This is a genomic window from Alkaliphilus hydrothermalis (assembly GCF_016908555.1).
In the GTDB taxonomy this organism is placed as follows: domain Bacteria; phylum Bacillota; class Clostridia; order Peptostreptococcales; family Natronincolaceae; genus Alkaliphilus; species Alkaliphilus hydrothermalis.
In genome coordinates, this window is the sequence record NZ_JAFBEE010000024.1 from 1 (window position 1) to 18,053 (window position 18,053).

Annotated in this window: 12 protein-coding genes; all 12 read right to left on the reverse strand. The window is 37.6% G+C overall.

Features of this window, described 5'->3' with window-relative positions; genetic code table 11:
- Positions 1 to 132: 132 nt before the first annotated feature.
- The 12 genes from JOC73_RS13050 to JOC73_RS13105 all read right to left on the reverse strand — a co-directional run bounded on the left by JOC73_RS13050 (position 133) and on the right by JOC73_RS13105 (position 17,435).
- Positions 133 to 3,282 carry an AAA family ATPase gene (locus tag JOC73_RS13050; protein ID WP_204403967.1) on the reverse strand — a complete coding sequence of 1,050 codons (3,150 nt, stop codon included), beginning with the start codon at positions 3,280 to 3,282 and terminating at the stop codon, positions 133 to 135.
- A 1-nt stretch (position 3,283) separates the two neighbouring features.
- Positions 3,284 to 4,450: an exonuclease SbcCD subunit D gene (locus tag JOC73_RS13055; RefSeq protein ID WP_204403969.1), complete on the reverse strand. Its 1,167-nt coding sequence runs from the start codon at positions 4,448 to 4,450 to the stop codon at positions 3,284 to 3,286.
- A 470-nt stretch (positions 4,451 to 4,920) separates the two neighbouring features.
- Positions 4,921 to 5,136 (reverse strand): hypothetical protein, encoded by a 216-nt coding sequence (locus JOC73_RS13060; RefSeq protein ID WP_204403971.1) that lies wholly within the window; start codon positions 5,134 to 5,136, stop codon positions 4,921 to 4,923.
- 367 nt (positions 5,137 to 5,503) lie between these two features.
- Positions 5,504 to 6,061, reverse strand: coding sequence for an AAA family ATPase (locus JOC73_RS13065; protein WP_204403973.1), 558 nt, complete (start codon positions 6,059 to 6,061; stop codon positions 5,504 to 5,506).
- Between the two features lie 19 nt (positions 6,062 to 6,080).
- On the reverse strand, positions 6,081 to 6,638 hold the full coding sequence (locus JOC73_RS13070) for a GNAT family N-acetyltransferase (protein ID WP_204403975.1): 558 nt from the start codon (positions 6,636 to 6,638) through the stop codon (positions 6,081 to 6,083).
- Positions 6,639 to 7,308: 670 nt separating this feature from the next.
- The gene (locus JOC73_RS13075) at positions 7,309 to 7,890 is read right to left on the reverse strand and encodes a TetR/AcrR family transcriptional regulator (RefSeq protein ID WP_204403977.1); all 582 of its coding nucleotides are present in this window, start codon (positions 7,888 to 7,890) and stop codon (positions 7,309 to 7,311) included.
- Positions 7,891 to 7,905: 15 nt separating this feature from the next.
- Complete coding sequence (locus tag JOC73_RS13080; RefSeq protein WP_204403979.1) at positions 7,906 to 11,022, reverse strand: efflux RND transporter permease subunit; 3,117 nt, start codon at positions 11,020 to 11,022, stop codon at positions 7,906 to 7,908.
- Entirely contained in the window at positions 11,022 to 12,155 is a 1,134-nt protein-coding gene (locus JOC73_RS13085) for an efflux RND transporter periplasmic adaptor subunit (protein WP_204403981.1), read from the reverse strand. The genes JOC73_RS13080 and JOC73_RS13085 overlap by 1 nt, the downstream gene beginning before the upstream one ends.
- A gap of 215 nt (positions 12,156 to 12,370) precedes the next feature.
- On the reverse strand, positions 12,371 to 12,796 hold the full coding sequence (locus JOC73_RS13090) for an NUDIX domain-containing protein (protein ID WP_204403983.1): 426 nt from the start codon (positions 12,794 to 12,796) through the stop codon (positions 12,371 to 12,373).
- Positions 12,797 to 13,240: 444 nt separating this feature from the next.
- A complete protein-coding gene (locus tag JOC73_RS13095; RefSeq protein ID WP_204403985.1) occupies positions 13,241 to 13,612 on the reverse strand; it encodes a hypothetical protein in 372 nt (123 codons plus the stop codon).
- 302 nt (positions 13,613 to 13,914) lie between these two features.
- Positions 13,915 to 15,696 carry an ABC transporter ATP-binding protein gene (locus tag JOC73_RS13100; protein WP_204403987.1) on the reverse strand — a complete coding sequence of 594 codons (1,782 nt, stop codon included), beginning with the start codon at positions 15,694 to 15,696 and terminating at the stop codon, positions 13,915 to 13,917.
- Positions 15,693 to 17,435: an ABC transporter ATP-binding protein gene (locus JOC73_RS13105; protein WP_204403989.1), complete on the reverse strand. Its 1,743-nt coding sequence runs from the start codon at positions 17,433 to 17,435 to the stop codon at positions 15,693 to 15,695. Before JOC73_RS13105 ends, JOC73_RS13100 begins: the two co-directional genes overlap by 4 nt.
- Between the last annotated feature and the right edge of the window lie 618 nt (positions 17,436 to 18,053).

The following is an 18,053-nucleotide window of genomic DNA, read 5'->3' on the forward strand; positions in this document are numbered from 1 at the left end:
CTTGTATAATACAAGTGCTTTTCTTAAAGAAAAATTAAAAGAGGGCTTATATCCCCATAGTTAAAAACTAGGGGCTTTACGCCCAATTGTGGTAATCTATAATTGTTCTATATAATAATTTTTTCTTACCAGTTATGCAATATTAAACCTTGACCGACTTCCCCTATTACAAGGAATAATCTCTAGCTTTGCTCCAATTCGTTCCTTTAACTCTGGTACGTGGGATATAATCCCCACCAATCGACCTGTCTTTTGTAGCTCCACTAAAGATTCTACTGCATTGTCTAAGGATTCAGGATCAAGGGTTCCAAATCCTTCATCTATAAATATTGTATCGATATTGATCCCCCCTGCATAGGACTGAACCACATCTGCTAATCCTAAAGCTAATGATAAGGATGCCTTGAAGCCTTCTCCCCCAGATAGCGTCTTTACATGTCTGGACTTTCCAGTATAGTGATCATAAACCTCCAACTCTAATCCACTCTGGGCATTGCTTCTGGCTCTTTCGTCGGTACGGGCTAGTTCATAACGACTGCCTGTCATCTTCACCAGTCGAGCATTGGCGGCTTCTAATATATTATCTAGGAAGGCAGCCAGCACATATCTTTCAAAGGTCATTCGTTCACTGTTATTTCCCTTTGCCACCTCTGCTAAATGCCCCACCATACGATATTCTTCCTCTTTACCTCCTATGGCCTCCTGCAAACCTTCTATGGTATTTAAAACATCTTTATTTTTTTCTATTTTAGAATGTAGAAGGGTTTTACTACCCTCCAATTGGTCCTTCTCCTGCTTCATTTTTCCATAGTCCTCTTGTAATATTTCAATATCCACCAGCTTCAATCCATCGGCTTCCCTTTGGGCTACCGCAAATTGGTCTTGAATAGATTTTAAGGCTTCGTTGAATTCTTTGATTACCTTTTCCAACTGTTTAATTTGCTGACTACCTAATTTGGCAGTAGCATAAGCCTCAATATTTTCAAACCCTGCCTTTTCCACAGCTTCTTCTAATTTTTTCTTAGAGTTTTCCACAGAATCCCTTAATTCCTGTAGATTATCCTTTAACCCCACCAGTTGGGTTTTTGCTTTTTCTACAGCAACATGTGTATCCTGATGCCTTTTTTCTGCTTCTTTGTATGCCTTTTTTATTTCCTGTAGCTTTAGTTCCTTCTGTTGTATAGCTTCCTGTAATTTCTGGGGGGATCGGATTTCTTGGGGTAGCTCCTTTTCTAATGCCTCCACCACAGATTTTTCCCCTTGATAACGACCACTGGTTTCAGTATATTGATTAATCAATCCTTCAAGATTTTTTTCTTCTTCCTCTATTTGCTTAACCAATCCCTCCGATTGCTTGGTAAGTTCTTCAACTAGCTTTTTCTCCTTTTCCAATGCCTTTACTTTTTTATCTAGGAATTCCTTTTCAGTTGAAAAGGTCTTTAATTTTTCCTTTATCAAGGTTTTTAATTCGTTGAACTTTAGCTCCTGTAGGGCTGTAGCCATCAGTTCCTCTAGTTCTTCCTTCATTCTACCTACAATGGCTTTTTGAGCTTTTCCTTCAGCCATAGCATTGTTAACCTTGTTTTGGCTTTCTTGATGAGTTTTTTCTAGCTTCTCTAGTCTTTCCTTCTCTGTCTTAAGGGTTTCCTCAGTAGGAATTCCTTCCCCATGTTGAGCAAGTTGAGGATGATGGGTAGAACCACAAACAGGACATTCAGCACCTTCCTTTAGTTCCTTAGCCAATAGTCCAGCCTGTCCTCGATACCAACTTTCCATCAATCCTTCGTATTTTTCCTTGCATTCCTTAAAATTCTTTTCAATATCTTGATGGTGCTTGTAGGTTTTTTTGTAATACTCACTCAAGCTATCCAACTGATCATTTTCAATATCCAGCTTTTCCAGTCGTTCATAGGTGATGGATAACTTTTCTAAGACTGTCTTTGCTTCTAGTAAATCTGTAGCAGCATTTCTAGCCGTCTCTAGGCTTTGATTCATCTCTTTAGCCTTTTCCTTTAGGGTTTCAATTTCCTTCTTTTTGTCATCTCGTTTTTTCTCCACCAACTTAAAATCTTGGCCAAGTTTTCTCAATCCTTCTTTTCGTCCTTCAAAGGAATTTACCTTTTCTTCATAGCCCTTTAGGGTGGTCAGCTCCTCAGCTAATTTTTCTGCCTCTGGCTCCCTACTCTTTTCCAGTTGAAACAAGTCCACAGCCTTTTCAAATTGTTGTTCCAATACTTCTAATTCTTTTATTTTTGTCTTTAAATCCTGTTCTTTCTTAACAACTTCCCCCTGTTTTTCCCGATAGTTTTCCTCTAGGGGGATGATTCCCTCTGCTTTTCTTGCCTGCTGTAGCTTTGCTTCTTCCTTAAACATTACTTCTTTTTGTTCTTCCAGCTTGTACTTTCCTTTTTCTAATTCATCCCTTGTGGTGATCTTCTTGTTATTTTCTTCTGCCTTTAGGATTTTCCCGTGGCCTTCCTCCAGCTTTTTATCTTGTTTTTTGATATCCTCTGTTACTTGTAGCTTCGTCCTTTCATCCTCAAGGATTTCATTATTAATAATTTGAATAATTTCAATATAATTCAAATCCTTCTTCTCCAATAGCTCCTTCATGAAATCTTGATTCTTTAATTCCACCCTTTTTAAAGTATCCTGTCTTCGGGTGACTAAGGAGCCAATCTCAGTTCTAATGTTCTTTGCCAGATCATTTAATCGAGTCTCCACCAGTTTAAAGCCTTCAGTTCCAAAAATTTTTTGAAGGATTTTCTCCCGATCTTTGCTATCGGAGGTCAATAATTTTCGGAACTCCCCCTGGGGAATCATCATGATTTGGCGGAATTGGTCGCTGGTAATCCCCATCAGTTCGTGGATTTTGTCCTTTACATTTGTCACCCCCGTTACAGTCTTAGGATCTTCTTCCCCTAAAATCCTTAGTTCTGCCTCTGGACTCTGCTCTGTTGTCCCTTCTCCACGGCTTTTTCTTTTTTCCTGTCGAGGAATCCGTTTGATATAGTAATGCTTGCCCCTCAGCATAAATTCCAGCTCCACCATAGTCAAGGTATCCAAGTCAGCAAATTGACTTCTGAGATTTTCGCCGTCCCGCTCTTGACCACTGGCTTCTCCATAGATGGCATAGCTAATTCCATCAAATATGGTGGTTTTCCCTGCTCCTGTAGGGCCTGTTATCAGGAAAATATTTTGATCCTTCAATTGAGTAAAATCGATGACTTCCTCCCCTGCATAGGGGCCAAAGGCTGTCATGGTTAACTTCAATGGTCGCATCCTATTTCCCCCTTTCTTCTGCTTCTAGTTGATTGAGGACCTTAGCAACAATCTCCGATTTTTCTTCCGTAAAATCTATGTCCGTCACCTTTTTATAAAATTCTTGGAATAGGTCTAGTTTTGTCCTTTGGTGATGATTTTTACCTGCGGAGATTTTTTCGTTTCCTTGTCTAATGGCAGTGGCTACCCTTTCTAATCTCAGTACATTAGGATAAACAGAACGCAATTTACCAATGGCATCAATCAGTTCTCCTTCGTCCGTCAATGTCACCATCAAATAGTCCTCCACATTGCTTCCCTCATAAACATGGGGTTGGAGTAGTTCCTTTAGTTCCCCTTTGATTCTTCTTAGATCCCGTTTAGGATTCAAGGAGGCTTGACGAATGGAGACCTCTCCCGTTTCATCCATTTCTACAATGGTAATGGACTTCTTTTGTCTATACTCTGAAAAGGAGTATTTCATTAATGAACCAGCATAACGTATCTTGTCCCACATCACCTTTTGGGGACTATGGAGATGCCCTAGGGCAGTATAGTGAAAATCTTTAAAATGGTTGGCATCAATATATTCTGTCCCTCCTATGGAAAGGGGTCTCTCGGATTCACTTGTTTCCAATGCCTCTGCCCCAGTGACAAACCCATGGGCCACCATAACATGTCTTTCTTGTGGATTCATTTTTTCCTTAATACCTTCAATCAATGCCTTCATGGCATGGTCATGGCTCTGAATCTCCTTATTGCCAGTAATGTCCCTAACGATTACTGGGTCTGCATAGGGAACTAAATAGAAATTGACAGGACCAAATTCATCCTTTAAGACAACAGTCTCTATTTCTTTAGTCAGTTTCCCTACTATATATAACCCTTTATTCTTTAATATTTTACTGCCAAAGCCCAGACGGTCTGGGCTATCATGGTTTCCTGCTATGGCTAGTATGGGTATTTCCAAATCAATTAATATCTTTGAAAAGACATCATCTAAAAGCTCCACCGCTTCAACAGGTGGAACTGATCTATCGTATAAATCCCCTGCAATCACAATGGCATGGGGTTTTTCTTCTTTTACCAACTCTATAAATTCTTCTAATATATGTTTTTGATCCTCCGTCATGTGGACCTGATGAACCAGCTTACCTATATGCCAGTCGCTGGTATGGAAGATTTTCATGTTGATTCCCCCTTGTTAATGAAATTTCTTAACTATTATTGTATCATTCTTTTAGGTTGTGGGGAATTTCAGCATTGAAAAAGAGAGGTCAAAGCACCTCCCTTTTAATGGAACTCCATTAATTTTGTTTTTCATTTTTCTTATAGAACAATAAAACTAATTCAAGAGATAGTTTTATCAAAATTAATATAAGTATTGGTTCAAGGATTAAAAAGTATATTAAACGTAGTTGTAAAAGTAAATGTTGTAAAAACATCTTGTCATATAAAAAATCACCCATTGACATTGATATTTCAACAAAATATAATCTCATACAAACTAAAATAAAAATCAAAGGGTATAACAACCTGCAGACTTTTTCTATTGAGGTCTTTCCGAATCTAAAAAAGAAGTTCACATTCTCCACCTTCTTATTCATCTCAATATTGCATAGTATTATTTCGTAGGCTTTCATATTTAAACATTAAGCATTATTTAGACAAGCTAGATAACCTTAAATATATTAAAGATGAACATCCAATAACTACTCCTATTAAGATACTAATTGCAACTAAAAATACTCCATAGACCTCTTCATCGCCATGAATAAGATGTCCCGTATTAATTGATATTAAGATAGTTAAATATACTCCTATTGCACCAATCATTAATGAAAATATTAAGTCAAAAAAAGTAGATTTTTTCAAGAATATATCCTCCCAACGTATACTAGAACAGATGAAACACCTGTTTTTTTCTTTAATTTTATTTATGGAGTCTATTTGTTTTTTGCTATAGCCTAACTTTTCAAGTTCTTTATTAGATTTTGGAAGTAACAATGAATACCAAACTTAATTATATTTTCCAATTATCCACTAAATCAGTATATCATCGTTTATTAAATAACGCAATATCTATTTTATTTTAGAATTTTTAGTTGTTTATCTATTTTTTGTCCATCAAAGCGACATTAATATATATGTATCAAATTGATATCTAGACTGTTTTAACTTTTACATAGTTTTTGCATCAACGACCACAAATATAAATATGCCTTATATAGCACCTCAATTATTAAATACCTTCCAAAATCTCCAAAACCCTTTCCACAGTCTCATCTACCCCAATATCACTGGTATCAATCTTAATAGTCTGTTGCTCCCCATACATCGGTAATTTTTCGAGACTCCATTCAATCTGCTCTTCTTTCCGAAGCCCTTCCTCTACATCTTTACTAATTCTTTTAATCAAAGCCTCTTCACTACAAGTTAAGGTAATTCTAAACAACTGAAAATCAAAATCCTTAACCATATTTAGCACCATATCCATAATATCCTCCCGATGGATTACCCAGTTAAAAATCACATATTCAAGGGTGGAGTTACTTAAATAACTCCTTAAAAGATGCTGAATATTGTCCTCCACCATTTTTTTATTCTCTTCATTCACCACAAAGGGATTAATCTGCCAACACCAGTCTCCGTCCAACCAGACTGAGTTATTTAGTTTTTTATTTAAGAGACGACAGGTAGCAGTTTTCCCCACCCCCATTGTCCCATTTACAACGATGAGTTTCTTTTGCTCTACGCTATTTCTGATATTTTTGCTATTTGCAGCATTTTCTTTGTTCATCTTTGAATCTCCACCTCCACTAAAATTCTTCCGATTCCATAAAGATTACATTTTCTGCCGTCACCTTTAGTCCACTCTTTTCATATAGTTTTCTAGCCCCTTCAGTATTAGTATAGAGCCTTACCTTAATTGCTCCTGTTTCCTTCTGAACATCAAAGGCTTTTTTCATGAGATTTAAGGCAATACCCTTTCTTCTGTATCCTGGCTCTGTCCAGACCTCCTCTACATAGATGACTCCCCTATTCCATTTTCCTATTTTTGGGACATTGATTAGGGTGATCCATCCCACGTATCTTTCTTCAACTAAAGCAGCGTAGGCATAGTAGCCCTGTTGTTCCAGTAATGTATAGGCATCCTGAAAATCCTTTAGTTTGTTCAAGTCCTTTTCTTCTGGGGTTCTTTCTTTTCCATGAATTCGCCAAGACACCATATCATCATACATATGGTAGTTGTCTTTGGTGATTCTTTCAATCGTGATTTCTAAATCCTTCTTTTCTTCAAGTCCATTGATTTCCTTCACTTCATTTATTTCATTGTTTATTTGATTGTTTATTTGATTGATTATTTGATTACTCATTGATCTCTCTCCTTACGATTTGGGTTATTTTATATGGGAATACTTTTAACAGAGTCTCCAAAACAAAAGCTGTAAACAGGTATAGACCCAGTTACAGCAGTATTTAAGTAGTAGATTGAATCATGTTCATTAGCATATTTTTCATTCAATATGTTTCAAACACAATTCAAAATCCCATATAACTAAAATTAATTATTTTAATTGAGGGATTGATATACTCTAACTTATTCACTCTAAAATGGTTATCCTTATTTTTGCCCACCAAAAAGAAGCCTCAGTTTTATTAAAACTTTGCCTACTTCATGGTCTATTCAATTAATGAATTAAGCAAGAATACGAATAAGTTTTAGCATATAAATTCCTCCGTAGATAATTGCAATTTTCTAATTATTCAATTATTATACCAAGAATTGGTTTTATTTTCAAATATTATATGAGTACGAAGATATATATAAGACTATCAAAGACAGAGTTTAACGGGCTGTTGAGATTGCTAAAAAGATAGGGCTTACAAATATTAAATGAACCTATACCCTAAAAATAATTATAAATATGCTCAACTTGATTAAGAACAAGGGCTACTCCCTAAGTCACTAGAGAATAGCCCTGTACATTCTGCCGGTTCAAAACCTGTCATATTTTCGGTATTATATTTGTTCGAGTTTTGGATTTACTGTATCGCCTTCAACAAAAAACTAACCAGTGGAGCTGAATCTATTTTAGGACCCTTATGCCCTTGGATTAATACTTTCTTTCCCAAGTATTGATTTAAAGTTCCTATGATGGCCAAAGCTGCCACTTCCCTTTCAATGTCTGGTCTTACTTCCTTTTTCTCAATACCTATATCAATCATTTTTTCAATCAATAGATGGGTCTTGACTTTTTCCCTCATGATCCAATCCTTCATTTCCTTTGACAGAAGCTCCGTTTGACTCAAAATCATTTGAGCAATATCAAAGTGTTCCCTAATGTATACATCATAAAAATCTACCAAAGCCACTAATTTATCTTTAATACCCAACTGACTTACTATGATGGCCTCCAATTGACTGTTATAGCCCATCATACAATATGCCACCATTTCCTTAAAAAGTTCTTTTTTACTGGTGAAATATTGGTAAACCGTACCTTTACCTATATTAGCTTCGATGGCTATATCTTCAATTTTTGCTTTGTGGAATCCCTGCTTTGCAAAGACCTTTATAGACATCTCAAGAATTTGTCTTTTTCGCTCTTCCTTTGTAATTGCCACTGATCCAGCCTCCTTTTACAGGGTTGTTGCTTTCTTCTTAAGGATTTTTGACTTGATAAATTGGTTAAAATCATCAAAGATAGTATACATCACCGGTATAAACACTAGGGTTAATAGGGTTGATAATAGTAAACCTCCGATTACGACTGTTGCCATTGGTGCCTGTGCCTCTGCTCCTTCACCGATTCCTAAGGCAAGGGGTAGAAGTCCCAATACAGTTGTCAGGGTGGTCATTAGAATTGGTCGAAGTCGGATCGGCCCAGCGTTTAAGATGGCCTCTTTTCTTTCTTCCCCTTCACCTCTTCTGATGTTGATATAGTCCACCAATACAATGGCGTTGTTTACAACGATCCCTGCCAGCATAATCACCCCGATAAAGGCTGGTACGCTTAGGGTTCTTCCTGTTATAAATAATCCTAGTATCCCTCCTGCAAAGGCTAAAGGTACTGATAACATGATTGTAAATGGATGAATTAGAGATTCAAACTGAGAAGCTAAAATCATATAAACAAACACCACTGCCAATAATAGAGCCAATGCCAGATCGCTGAAGGCATCCACCATTTCTTTGTTTTCCCCACCTATTTCATATTCATAACCAGTAGGCATTTGATAGTCCTGTAGTTTCTCCTCAATATCCTGTACAACTCCCCTTAAGTCTCTACCACTTATATCACTGGTCACTGTAATTACCCTTACTTGATCCACACGATTAATAGTAGATGGCCCTTGTTGAATTGAGATATCCGCCAACTGATTTAGAGGGACATTCACTCCCATAGGACTAGATATGGTTAATTGGTTTAATTTTGATACTCCCTCTTGATACACGGGGTCTCCTTTAATCACCACATCAATCTCCGTTCCATCTACCTTGTATCTAGTAGCCACCTGCCCTGAGATAGAATTTCTAATGGCAGAAGCAATCTGTCCTGCTGTTAATCCATATTGAGAAGTATACTGTCTATTTACTTGAATTTTTAATTCTGGAACACCTTCACTTAAACTATTTTTCACTTCTTGAGTTCCCTCTACAGACCTAACGATGTCTACAAAATCATTTCCAATAGTCTGTAATTCATCTAAATCATCGCCTTTAATGGAGATATTCACGGGTGCCCCACCACCACCAAATGCCATAGTGCTGGAGGCCTCTTCTACCGTGATTTCTGCCCCAGGAATATCAATTACTTTTTCTCGGACTTCTACCACAACTTCTCCTGTACTACGTTGACGTTCTGCCACTGGCTTTAAGGAAACACTGATGGAGCCAGTATTTTTAGCAGAAGTTTGAGCTAAGCTCATTCCCGAAGAGCCTATGGTTGTGGCTACGGAGGTGATTTCCTCGATATCTCCTAATACAGCCTCTACCTCCGAGACAATTTCATTGGTACTGGCAAGGGATGAGCCGACAGGTAACTTCACCGTCACTGTAAATTGTCCTTCATCCATCGTAGGGAAGAATTCTGCCCCGATTCCACCAATAGATGCCATACTCACAGCAAATACCAGTATTCCAATTGTTACAGTTGTTTTTCTTCGTTTAAATGCACCGCTTAATATACTTTTATATCCTGCTTCAAAGCCTTTAAATATTCTATCAAAACCATTATATATCCCATCAAATAATCTTAAAATCCCTCTTCTGTTTTCCTTCTTTGCCTCTACCTTTAGTAGCTTAGATGCCAGCATTGGGATCAAAGTCAAAGAAACCACTAAAGAAGCTCCTAAAGACAGGGATACCGTAAGGGCCAACTGCTTGAAGATGGTTGAAGTAATTCCCTGAACAAATACGATGGGTAGGAAAACCGCTACTGTTGTAAGGGTGGAGGCCACTACTGCCATTGCCACCTCGTTTGCCCCTTTAATGGCTGCTTCTTTTCTTGAAAATCCTTCCTGCCTAAAACGATAGATATTTTCCAATACAACGATGGCATTATCCACCAACATACCAATCCCTAGGGCTAATCCACCTAAGGTCATTAGGTTTAGGGTAATACCATTGAAATAGATCAAAATGAAGGTGGCAATAACTGAAATCGGAATTGCCGCACCAATGATTAATGTTGTTCTAATATTTCTTAAAAATAGGTATAGAATAATGATGGCTAATAACCCACCAAATATCGCATTCTTCATTACATTATTAATGGACTTCTTGATATACATAGATTGGTCCAACATTACTTGAACCTTCATATCTGAATATTCTTCTTGAATCTTTCCAATTTCTTCATTAACTAAATCTGCAACCGATACAGTGTTTGTTCCCGATTGCTTTTGTAGAGAAACATTGATACTTCTCTGTCCATCCACTCTAGAATAGGAATTGCTGTCCTTAAAGTTTAGTTTAACCTCTGCGATTTCTTCTAAAGGAACACTGCCCCCTGTTGCTAGGGGAATGGCTAGGGATTTAATTTCCTCCAAATCAGTGAACTGACCAACTGTTCTAATGGAAATCTTCTGCTGACCTCTGGTAATTTCTCCACCTGGAAGATTTAAGTTCTCTACCCTTAGCATTTGCGCCAATTGATCCATTGAAATGCCGTATCCCAACATCTTGTTTTGATTTATAACGATTTCAACTTGATACTCCTGCCCTCCTGAGACATTGACAGAAGCAACACCTTCAAGTCTTTCAAGTCTTGGTTTAACTACATCCTCCCCAAAGACCTGTAGCGTTGCTAAATCCTCCGTACCTGCAATGGCAATCTGCATAATCGGCATAGAGTTTGGGTCGATTTTTAGAATCATCGGATTACCTACACCACTGGGGAGCATCCCCTTTATTAAATCAACCTTTTCCCTCATATCTAAAGATGCAAAGTTCATATCTGTACCAAAGGAAAACTGTGCGATTACCAGTGAATTCCCCTCTGATGAAGTGGAGGTAACACTTGTGATATTATTCACTGTCGAAATGACATTCTCTAAAGGTCTTGTGATCAATTCCTCTACTTCCCTTGGCCCTGCTCCGTTATAGGAGGTAGATACAACAACCACTGGTATTTCAAACTCTGGTAGCAAGTCAATGGGTAGACGAGTTAATGAAACAACCCCCATAATTACCACCATCAGGGTGAGCATTACCACTGTAACTGGTCTTTTTACCGATAATGTGGATAAATTCATTATTTTTCACCTCTTACTACCTTAACTTTTGAACCGTCCTTTACATAGTGCTGACCTTTTGTGATGATTACGTCGCCTTCCTTAAGTCCTTCAAGAATCTCAAGCGTCGTGTTTGTTTCCATTCCAATAGTGACCACTCTTTCCACTGCTATATCATTTTCAACTACATAAACCACCATCTTATTGTTGCCTTGATTTAAAACTGTTTCTGTCTTCACAGCAATTCCTTCTACAGAATCAGTATTAATAGAAATAGCCGCCAACATTCCTGGTTTTACAGCTTTGTCAACACTCTTCATACGAATCTGTACTGGGTATAATCTAGTTCTTGCATCTGTAGCTGGAGATACCGTCTCCACTGTTCCAGTTACCCCTTCCATGTCAAGAGCTGTTATTTTAATTGCTACCTCTTGACCTACTGCCAACTTATTCACCATAGTTTCAGTTACGTCCATTTTGATTAGTAATTCCTTCGTATCCACCAACATCGCTGCTGGTTGAGCATTCGAAACCATTTCCCCTGCCTTTGCATTCATTACTGAAACCACCCCATCAATAGGAGCAGTAACCTTAGCACTGTCTAATCCACCTAAAGCCTGTTGGTACCCTAATTCCGCTTGCTCTAGTTGGATTTGAGCCACCTCAAGCGGTGCTTCGGAAGCCGCCATTTCTGCTTGTTGATACTGTGCTTCTTGGACTAGCCCTTGTTTATAAAGCTCTTTCATATTTTCTAGGTTTTCCTTCGCTTTTTCTATGCTCTCTTTTGTTCGGTTATAGTTAATCTTCGCAAGGTCTACTGCCTTTTCTGCCTGCTGTACCTGTCGTCGAATATCTTGATCCTCCAATAAAAACAGAACATCACCCTTTTTAACTTGATCCCCTACAGACACCTTTGCTTCCTTTACCTTTCCTGGAAGCTTTGGTAGCACCATGATTTCTTTTTGAGGGTGAACCCTACCATTGAAAACCATTTCATCGGAGATTATACCCATTGCCACAGTCTCCACCTCTACAGGAACATAGTCAACCTTTACTTCTTCTACTGCCTTGACAGTTCCCTCACCACTACTACACCCAATTAATAGGGATGACATAACCAACATAAGTACTAATAAAACTGACCACCTCTTCATCCTTTTCCCTCCATCATTCATATTGAAATTTTTATTGTTCAAAACATTGAAAACTGACTGGTCAGTCAGTAATTTAAATTATATATTAGATGTTAAATGATGTAAATACACTCACAGGAGAATTAATAGATATTTAATAATTTGTACAAGCAAAAAAATCCAGTCATAAGAGGGTTCGTTTGTATTTATTCAGATATACTTTTAAGGCTTAATTTTTAATTGATGATTATACCAAAATATTCTAGTACCAGTTTAATTCCCTCTCTGCTTGGAGGAAAGATCTTTTCTATTTTTAAAGCTTCCCTTAAATCCACCCAAATGTATTCCTCATGTTCATCTTTATCGATATTCAATTCACCTATATAACGATTACATACATAGATGGAAGGAGCCACCAACTTTTCTACTCCTTTAATGGTTGCTTCCGCCTCCACAATTCCTACATATTCTAAATCTATAGCCTCTAGTCCAAATTCTTCCTTCAGTTCTCGTCGAGCACATGCTTCAAGGGTTTCACCAGCTTCTTTTTTGCCTCCAGCTAGTCCCCACCCCTGTCCATCTTGTCTTAGTCCCAGCAATACTTTGCCTTCCTTCATTACTGCTATTCCTGTACAATCCTTAAATACTTCTCTTTTATTCATATCTAAATACTCCTTAATGTATTATTAATTTAAAACTTTTTAACATGAATCCACCACATGCCATTTCTATCTTATTACTAGCGTCCTCCAGTCAGGAAATCTTCGAATGGGTGGAATAGTCCACTACTTATAGAATTCTCCATACTAAATAAAACACCTTTTATTATAAAATTTTACCCTCAACTTGATTTTCCAATAATTTTACAATATTTTATCATTCGAGCAAATTGCATAATTCTTCTTTGGGGCTATTTCCTTTTTGGCAAAAGAAAAACCTTACCATTTTTATGATAAGGCTTTTCTTTTATTCGATATACTTTTTCAGCAGCCTCCAAAAAGGTGAAGGTTTTTTATTCTCTTTGTCATTTTATTCTATCTTACTCTGTATTGGGTTCTACTCCACCCTATATGCTTCTTCATTTCTGAAACATGACATATGACAAATTAATAGTTTATTATCCCGTTTATGTAGTTATCAATATCTTCATTAATATTACTTAATTGCTGTTTTGCTTTCTCCAAACTCCAATCATTAGGCTTTTCATTTCTACTATTGAACACCCACTTACATCCATCATTTATCCATTTTGCTCTTAATAATCGATGTGCTACTTCAAATGGCATTCGTGTGAGCTTTTTCAATTCACTTTTGTTACAGCCCGCAATTAAAAAATCTTCGTCGTTGAATTTTGCCAATTCATTTGATAATATATCGTCGTCCACACACGATTCATTACCACAACAAGAGCAAATATCCCCAATAGCAAATTCTTCAATTAGTTGATTTCCACAAATTGGACAAAAAAACTTTTCCATAGTGATTAATCTCCTTTATTTCATGTTATTTAAGAAGTAATTATATGCTTCTTGACTCCATCTAGCTATATTCGTAGCGTTACTAGTACTCCACTTAGGCAAAAAGTAAGTTATAATTTGACCAGTGTTCTTATTATATACCATAAATTCTAAAGTGATTATATTAAATTTTACCATTCTATCATTATAGAGCCAATGTTGTCCCAAAATTCCTTGCATAGCTTCAGCGTGTCCTTCGTTCATTGTTGTAGTATTAAAGTAATAAAGGTTAAAGATTGTTTGATTTTACAACAAATTACCACCTATGCCATTGCGTTTTTCTGTCCATAGATTTGTTGAAATTCTTCACAGGTTTCTAGTAATTCATCCATTGTTCCCTTTGCAATCATCTCTCCATCCTTCATAACAATAATCTGGTGGGCCATTTGTAGGGCAATAGGTCGATTGGAAATGGCTATACAAGTAGAATCCCTCTTTTGGAGTAGACGATTCCATAGCGTCCTCTCTGTCTCCACATCTAAAGCACTGGATAGATCATCAAACACATATAGCTGAGCTTGACTAGCAAACATCCGAGCAGCCGACACCCTCTGCTGTTGTCCCCCTGATAATTTTACACCCCTAGGACCAATCACTGTGTCCAATCCCTTTTCTAGAGACGCTATATCCGATTCTAATACAGCAGAATAGATTGCTTCTTCTACTACTACATTTTCCCCCATATCCTCCTGTCCCAATAGGATATTCTCCCTCACGGTATCACTAAAGAGACGGGGGACTTGCCCTGTATAGGCACTGCGGGGAGGTGTAAAGAAGGAACTTGGGTCCTCCACCGACTTGTCATTCCAAAGGATTTCCCCTTCTTGCAGGGGCAACAGACCCAAAATTAACCTCACTAAAGTTGTCTTTCCAGAGGCAATACGACCAGTGATGACAGTAAAGGAATTCTTTTCAATTGTAAAATTTACATTCTTTACACCTACTTTATTATTAGAAAAGCAATAGCTGAGATTTCTAACCTCCAGACGATCTAACGATTCCAAATCCTCTTTAGGGCTGTTACTATTACTTCCCTTTTCTTCCTTCAACTTTCCAATCATATTGATATCCTCATGCCTTACCAATTCATCATCAGGGGTATCCTGTAGGAAGTCCCATAGTCTCTGCATAGATACCTTTGCTTGTTGATATGAGGAGAGCATTCCTCCAAAATGCTCTGTAAAGTTAGCAATTAAGAACCAATAGTTGATAAATAGAACAAAGTCTCCAATTGAAAAGTTTCCGATTTTCATGGCTCCAGCAGCAAACAGTAATATCATACCTGTTCCCAAGTGAACCACGTTATTCAGAACAGAGCCTACAACTTTGACAAACAGTGTATCCTTTAACATTTTACTATGTCGATTTTTGTTCAGCTCACGATAGTGTTGCAGAACACTTTCCTCCGCCCCTGCCACCTGAATGGCTTGAACAGCACCAAAGATTTCCCCCATGGCTCCAATTACTTTACTGGTGGCTTCTCTACTGGCTTCACGATATTTTTGAACCCTTTTTCTCACCTGTTGCACGATGGCGGATACCACTAAAAGGGGTATAATGACTAGAAATGTTATCTTCAAATTGACTGTAGCTAAAACGACTACAGCTATAAAAGCCCGTAGTCCCTTACCAACGATATCTGGAGGCCACCCCAATACATCGCAGGCTTCATATACATCATCCCTAAAACGACTCAAGGCTTCCCCGGGAGATATTGTCAGCGCCTGTGCTCCGGGTCTATTTAATAGGGCTTTAAATAAATTATTCCTCATCAAGCCTTCTATAAAAAGGGCATAAAGTACCCCCACCACAACCCCCATATAGATGAATAGAATCTGTCCTAAATAGATGATTACAGTTAAAGCAATCAACCACCAGAATCGCTGGTCTAGGGCTACATTATTGGTAAAGCTATCTAAAATCTCCCGTATTACTAAAATCGGTAACAGGGGAATTAACTCTACAATTGACCATACCACAACATTAGCTATATATAATCCTGGTTTATATTTAACCAATTCCCAAAGCTGTTTCATTGGCTTCATGCCAACACCTCCTTTATTCCCGTCTGAAGCAATTTATTTAACTGACTTTCTTCATCCTCCATTAAAGCCACTCGGTCCCCATATTCCTTCATTTTTCCTTCTTCAAGAATCAAGATCTCATCTGCCCGTTCCACCGTCTGCAAACGGTGGGCAATGATCATTCCAGTTCTCCCCTCCAATAATTTATCAATGGCCCCCTCCATCAAGTTTTCTGTAATCGGGTCAAGTTTTGATGATGCTTCGTCTAAAATCACCATTCCAGGATCCTTTAGAAAAACCCTTACAAAGGCTAATAACTGAGCTTCCCCTGCCGATAGTCCTCCACCGTCAGATGCAAGGATTGTGTCTAGTCCTTGTGGGAGGGAATCAATCCATTGCTTAAGTCCCATGTCATCAAGTGCATTCCAGATTCTTTCATCAGTTATATTAGTATTAAAGAAGGTTAGATTATCCCTTACAGTAGCATTGAATAATTGTACTTCTTGGGTGACGTAGGCTACTTGATTTCTCAAATTTTTCATAGGAATTGAATTAATCCTATGCCCACTTATACAAATTTCCCCTTGAGATATGTCATAAAATCTGGTCAAAAGCCTAGCTAAGGTGGTCTTACCACTTCCTGTCCTCCCCAGTACCCCCAAGACCTTGCCAGCTTCTAATTTTAACGAGAGATCATCCACAACCACTACACCGTCTTCATAGGAGAAATGAATTTTATTTATTTCAAGGGCTAAAGCCCCCTTTGGTAGTTCTGAACCCATGCCCTCGACTATGGCGGATTGAGTTTTCAAGAGATTTTCTACTCTTTCTATACTTGCCCCTGATTTCTGTAGATCCGTCAATTGTCGCTGAATCTCCCTTAGGGGAGCACTGAGCATTTCTGTGTAGTGAAATATTAAGTATACTGTTCCTACAGTGATGATGCCTTTACTCCAAAGGATCCCCCCGATGCCAAAGGCTAAGGCATTCCCAATGGCAAATATAAATACCTTTGAAGTATACATAGACATGGAGGCAATGGAGGCTTTTACATTAGCAGGTACCCATTCCCTAAAAAGTCCCTTCAATTTATTATTAATCTTGACTACCCCACCATTGGCACGGATATCCTCTATATTTCCTAATGCTTCCCCTAGAAAAGCATAGTAATTTGTTTTCTTTTCTCTTAGTTCAATGTGACGGGGTACTGCCATTCTTTGAAGTTTTTTCAAAACAAATACTGCAAAGACAACAAAGAAGGTCATCACCAACCCAATATATCCATTCTCTCTGTATAAAAGGATTAAAACCCCTAGCATCAAGAAGATATGACTCAACAACTCCACCAAAAGGTTTGAAAAGAAGTTGAACATAGCGGTTACGTCTCCATCAATTCTTTCAATCAATTCTCCAGTAAGATGATTTTTATGAAATCCCATATTCAATCCTAGACAATGACTTACTAAGTCCTCCCTCAGGGCATTGGTGGATTTCCAACCAATATTCTGACTGAAATAAGTTACCACCACCTCCACCAGTTGTTGTAAAAATGATAGTGCCATAAACAACCCACCAGCCTTTAGTAGGGTCTCCAAAGCCCGACCTTCCCGTGCATAATCAATAAAAAACTTTAATATCTGGGGAATAACTAACTGTAATCCTATTCCGAAGAAAAATAATATTGCCAACAACAGCACTTGTCGCCATTGGGGTTTTAAATACTTCCCAAGTAAAGATAAATATCCATTTGATTTTTTCATTATTTCCGGCTCCTTTCAATGATGTAAAATGGTGCCCTTCCTTTGCCTATGAAAATAGTACAAACACAAAAAGACCGTAAGAAAGCATAGCTCTCCTACAGTCTGAAATTTATACATTATTTATAGAACTAAAATACATAGAATTTAAGTCTTAGTATCACTAAACAACCCTACCTAGTAATCATCTTAAACTTCTCTTTTTCTAGTTCAAATAATCATTCCAGTTGCATAAAAAGACTACTTTCTACCTGCTTCAAAGAACACCAAATAAACCTAATGACATATGAAAATTAGGTCTTTTGAATCCCTTTTTCAACTATTTCTAAATGAAATAATTAGCAAGTAGTCATAATCATCTTACCAACCTCCTTAGTTTTCTATACAAATTATAGCAAAATTACATTAATTAGTAAAGGCTAATTGGTGCAATATTTTAAACATTACCTATACTATGAATTTTTTCCCGTAAATAAGTCTGTAGCCAAGCCTCCTATTGTATTTGATGGCATATTATGTTATATTAAGAAAGAATCATTAAGGGGGAGTAGCTTGTAAACTATCGGGTCAACAGTCGGCTAATAAAAAGCCTGGTCCATAGTCCCAATGGGAAGCAAGACC

Coding starts and splice junctions, on each gene's coding strand:
- JOC73_RS13080 (WP_204403979.1), bottom strand. CDS start 11,022: ATGAATTTATCCACATTATCGGTAAAAAGACCAGTTACAGTGGTAATG.
- JOC73_RS13055 (WP_204403969.1), bottom strand. CDS start 4,450: ATGAAAATCTTCCATACCAGCGACTGGCATATAGGTAAGCTGGTTCAT.
- JOC73_RS13050 (WP_204403967.1), bottom strand. CDS start 3,282: ATGCGACCATTGAAGTTAACCATGACAGCCTTTGGCCCCTATGCAGGG.
- JOC73_RS13090 (WP_204403983.1), bottom strand. CDS start 12,796: ATGAATAAAAGAGAAGTATTTAAGGATTGTACAGGAATAGCAGTAATG.
- JOC73_RS13105 (WP_204403989.1), bottom strand. CDS start 17,435: ATGAAAAAATCAAATGGATATTTATCTTTACTTGGGAAGTATTTAAAA.
- JOC73_RS13095 (WP_204403985.1), bottom strand. CDS start 13,612: ATGGAAAAGTTTTTTTGTCCAATTTGTGGAAATCAACTAATTGAAGAA.
- JOC73_RS13085 (WP_204403981.1), bottom strand. CDS start 12,155: ATGAAGAGGTGGTCAGTTTTATTAGTACTTATGTTGGTTATGTCATCC.
- JOC73_RS13065 (WP_204403973.1), bottom strand. CDS start 6,061: ATGAACAAAGAAAATGCTGCAAATAGCAAAAATATCAGAAATAGCGTA.
- JOC73_RS13100 (WP_204403987.1), bottom strand. CDS start 15,696: ATGAAGCCAATGAAACAGCTTTGGGAATTGGTTAAATATAAACCAGGA.
- JOC73_RS13070 (WP_204403975.1), bottom strand. CDS start 6,638: ATGAGTAATCAAATAATCAATCAAATAAACAATCAAATAAACAATGAA.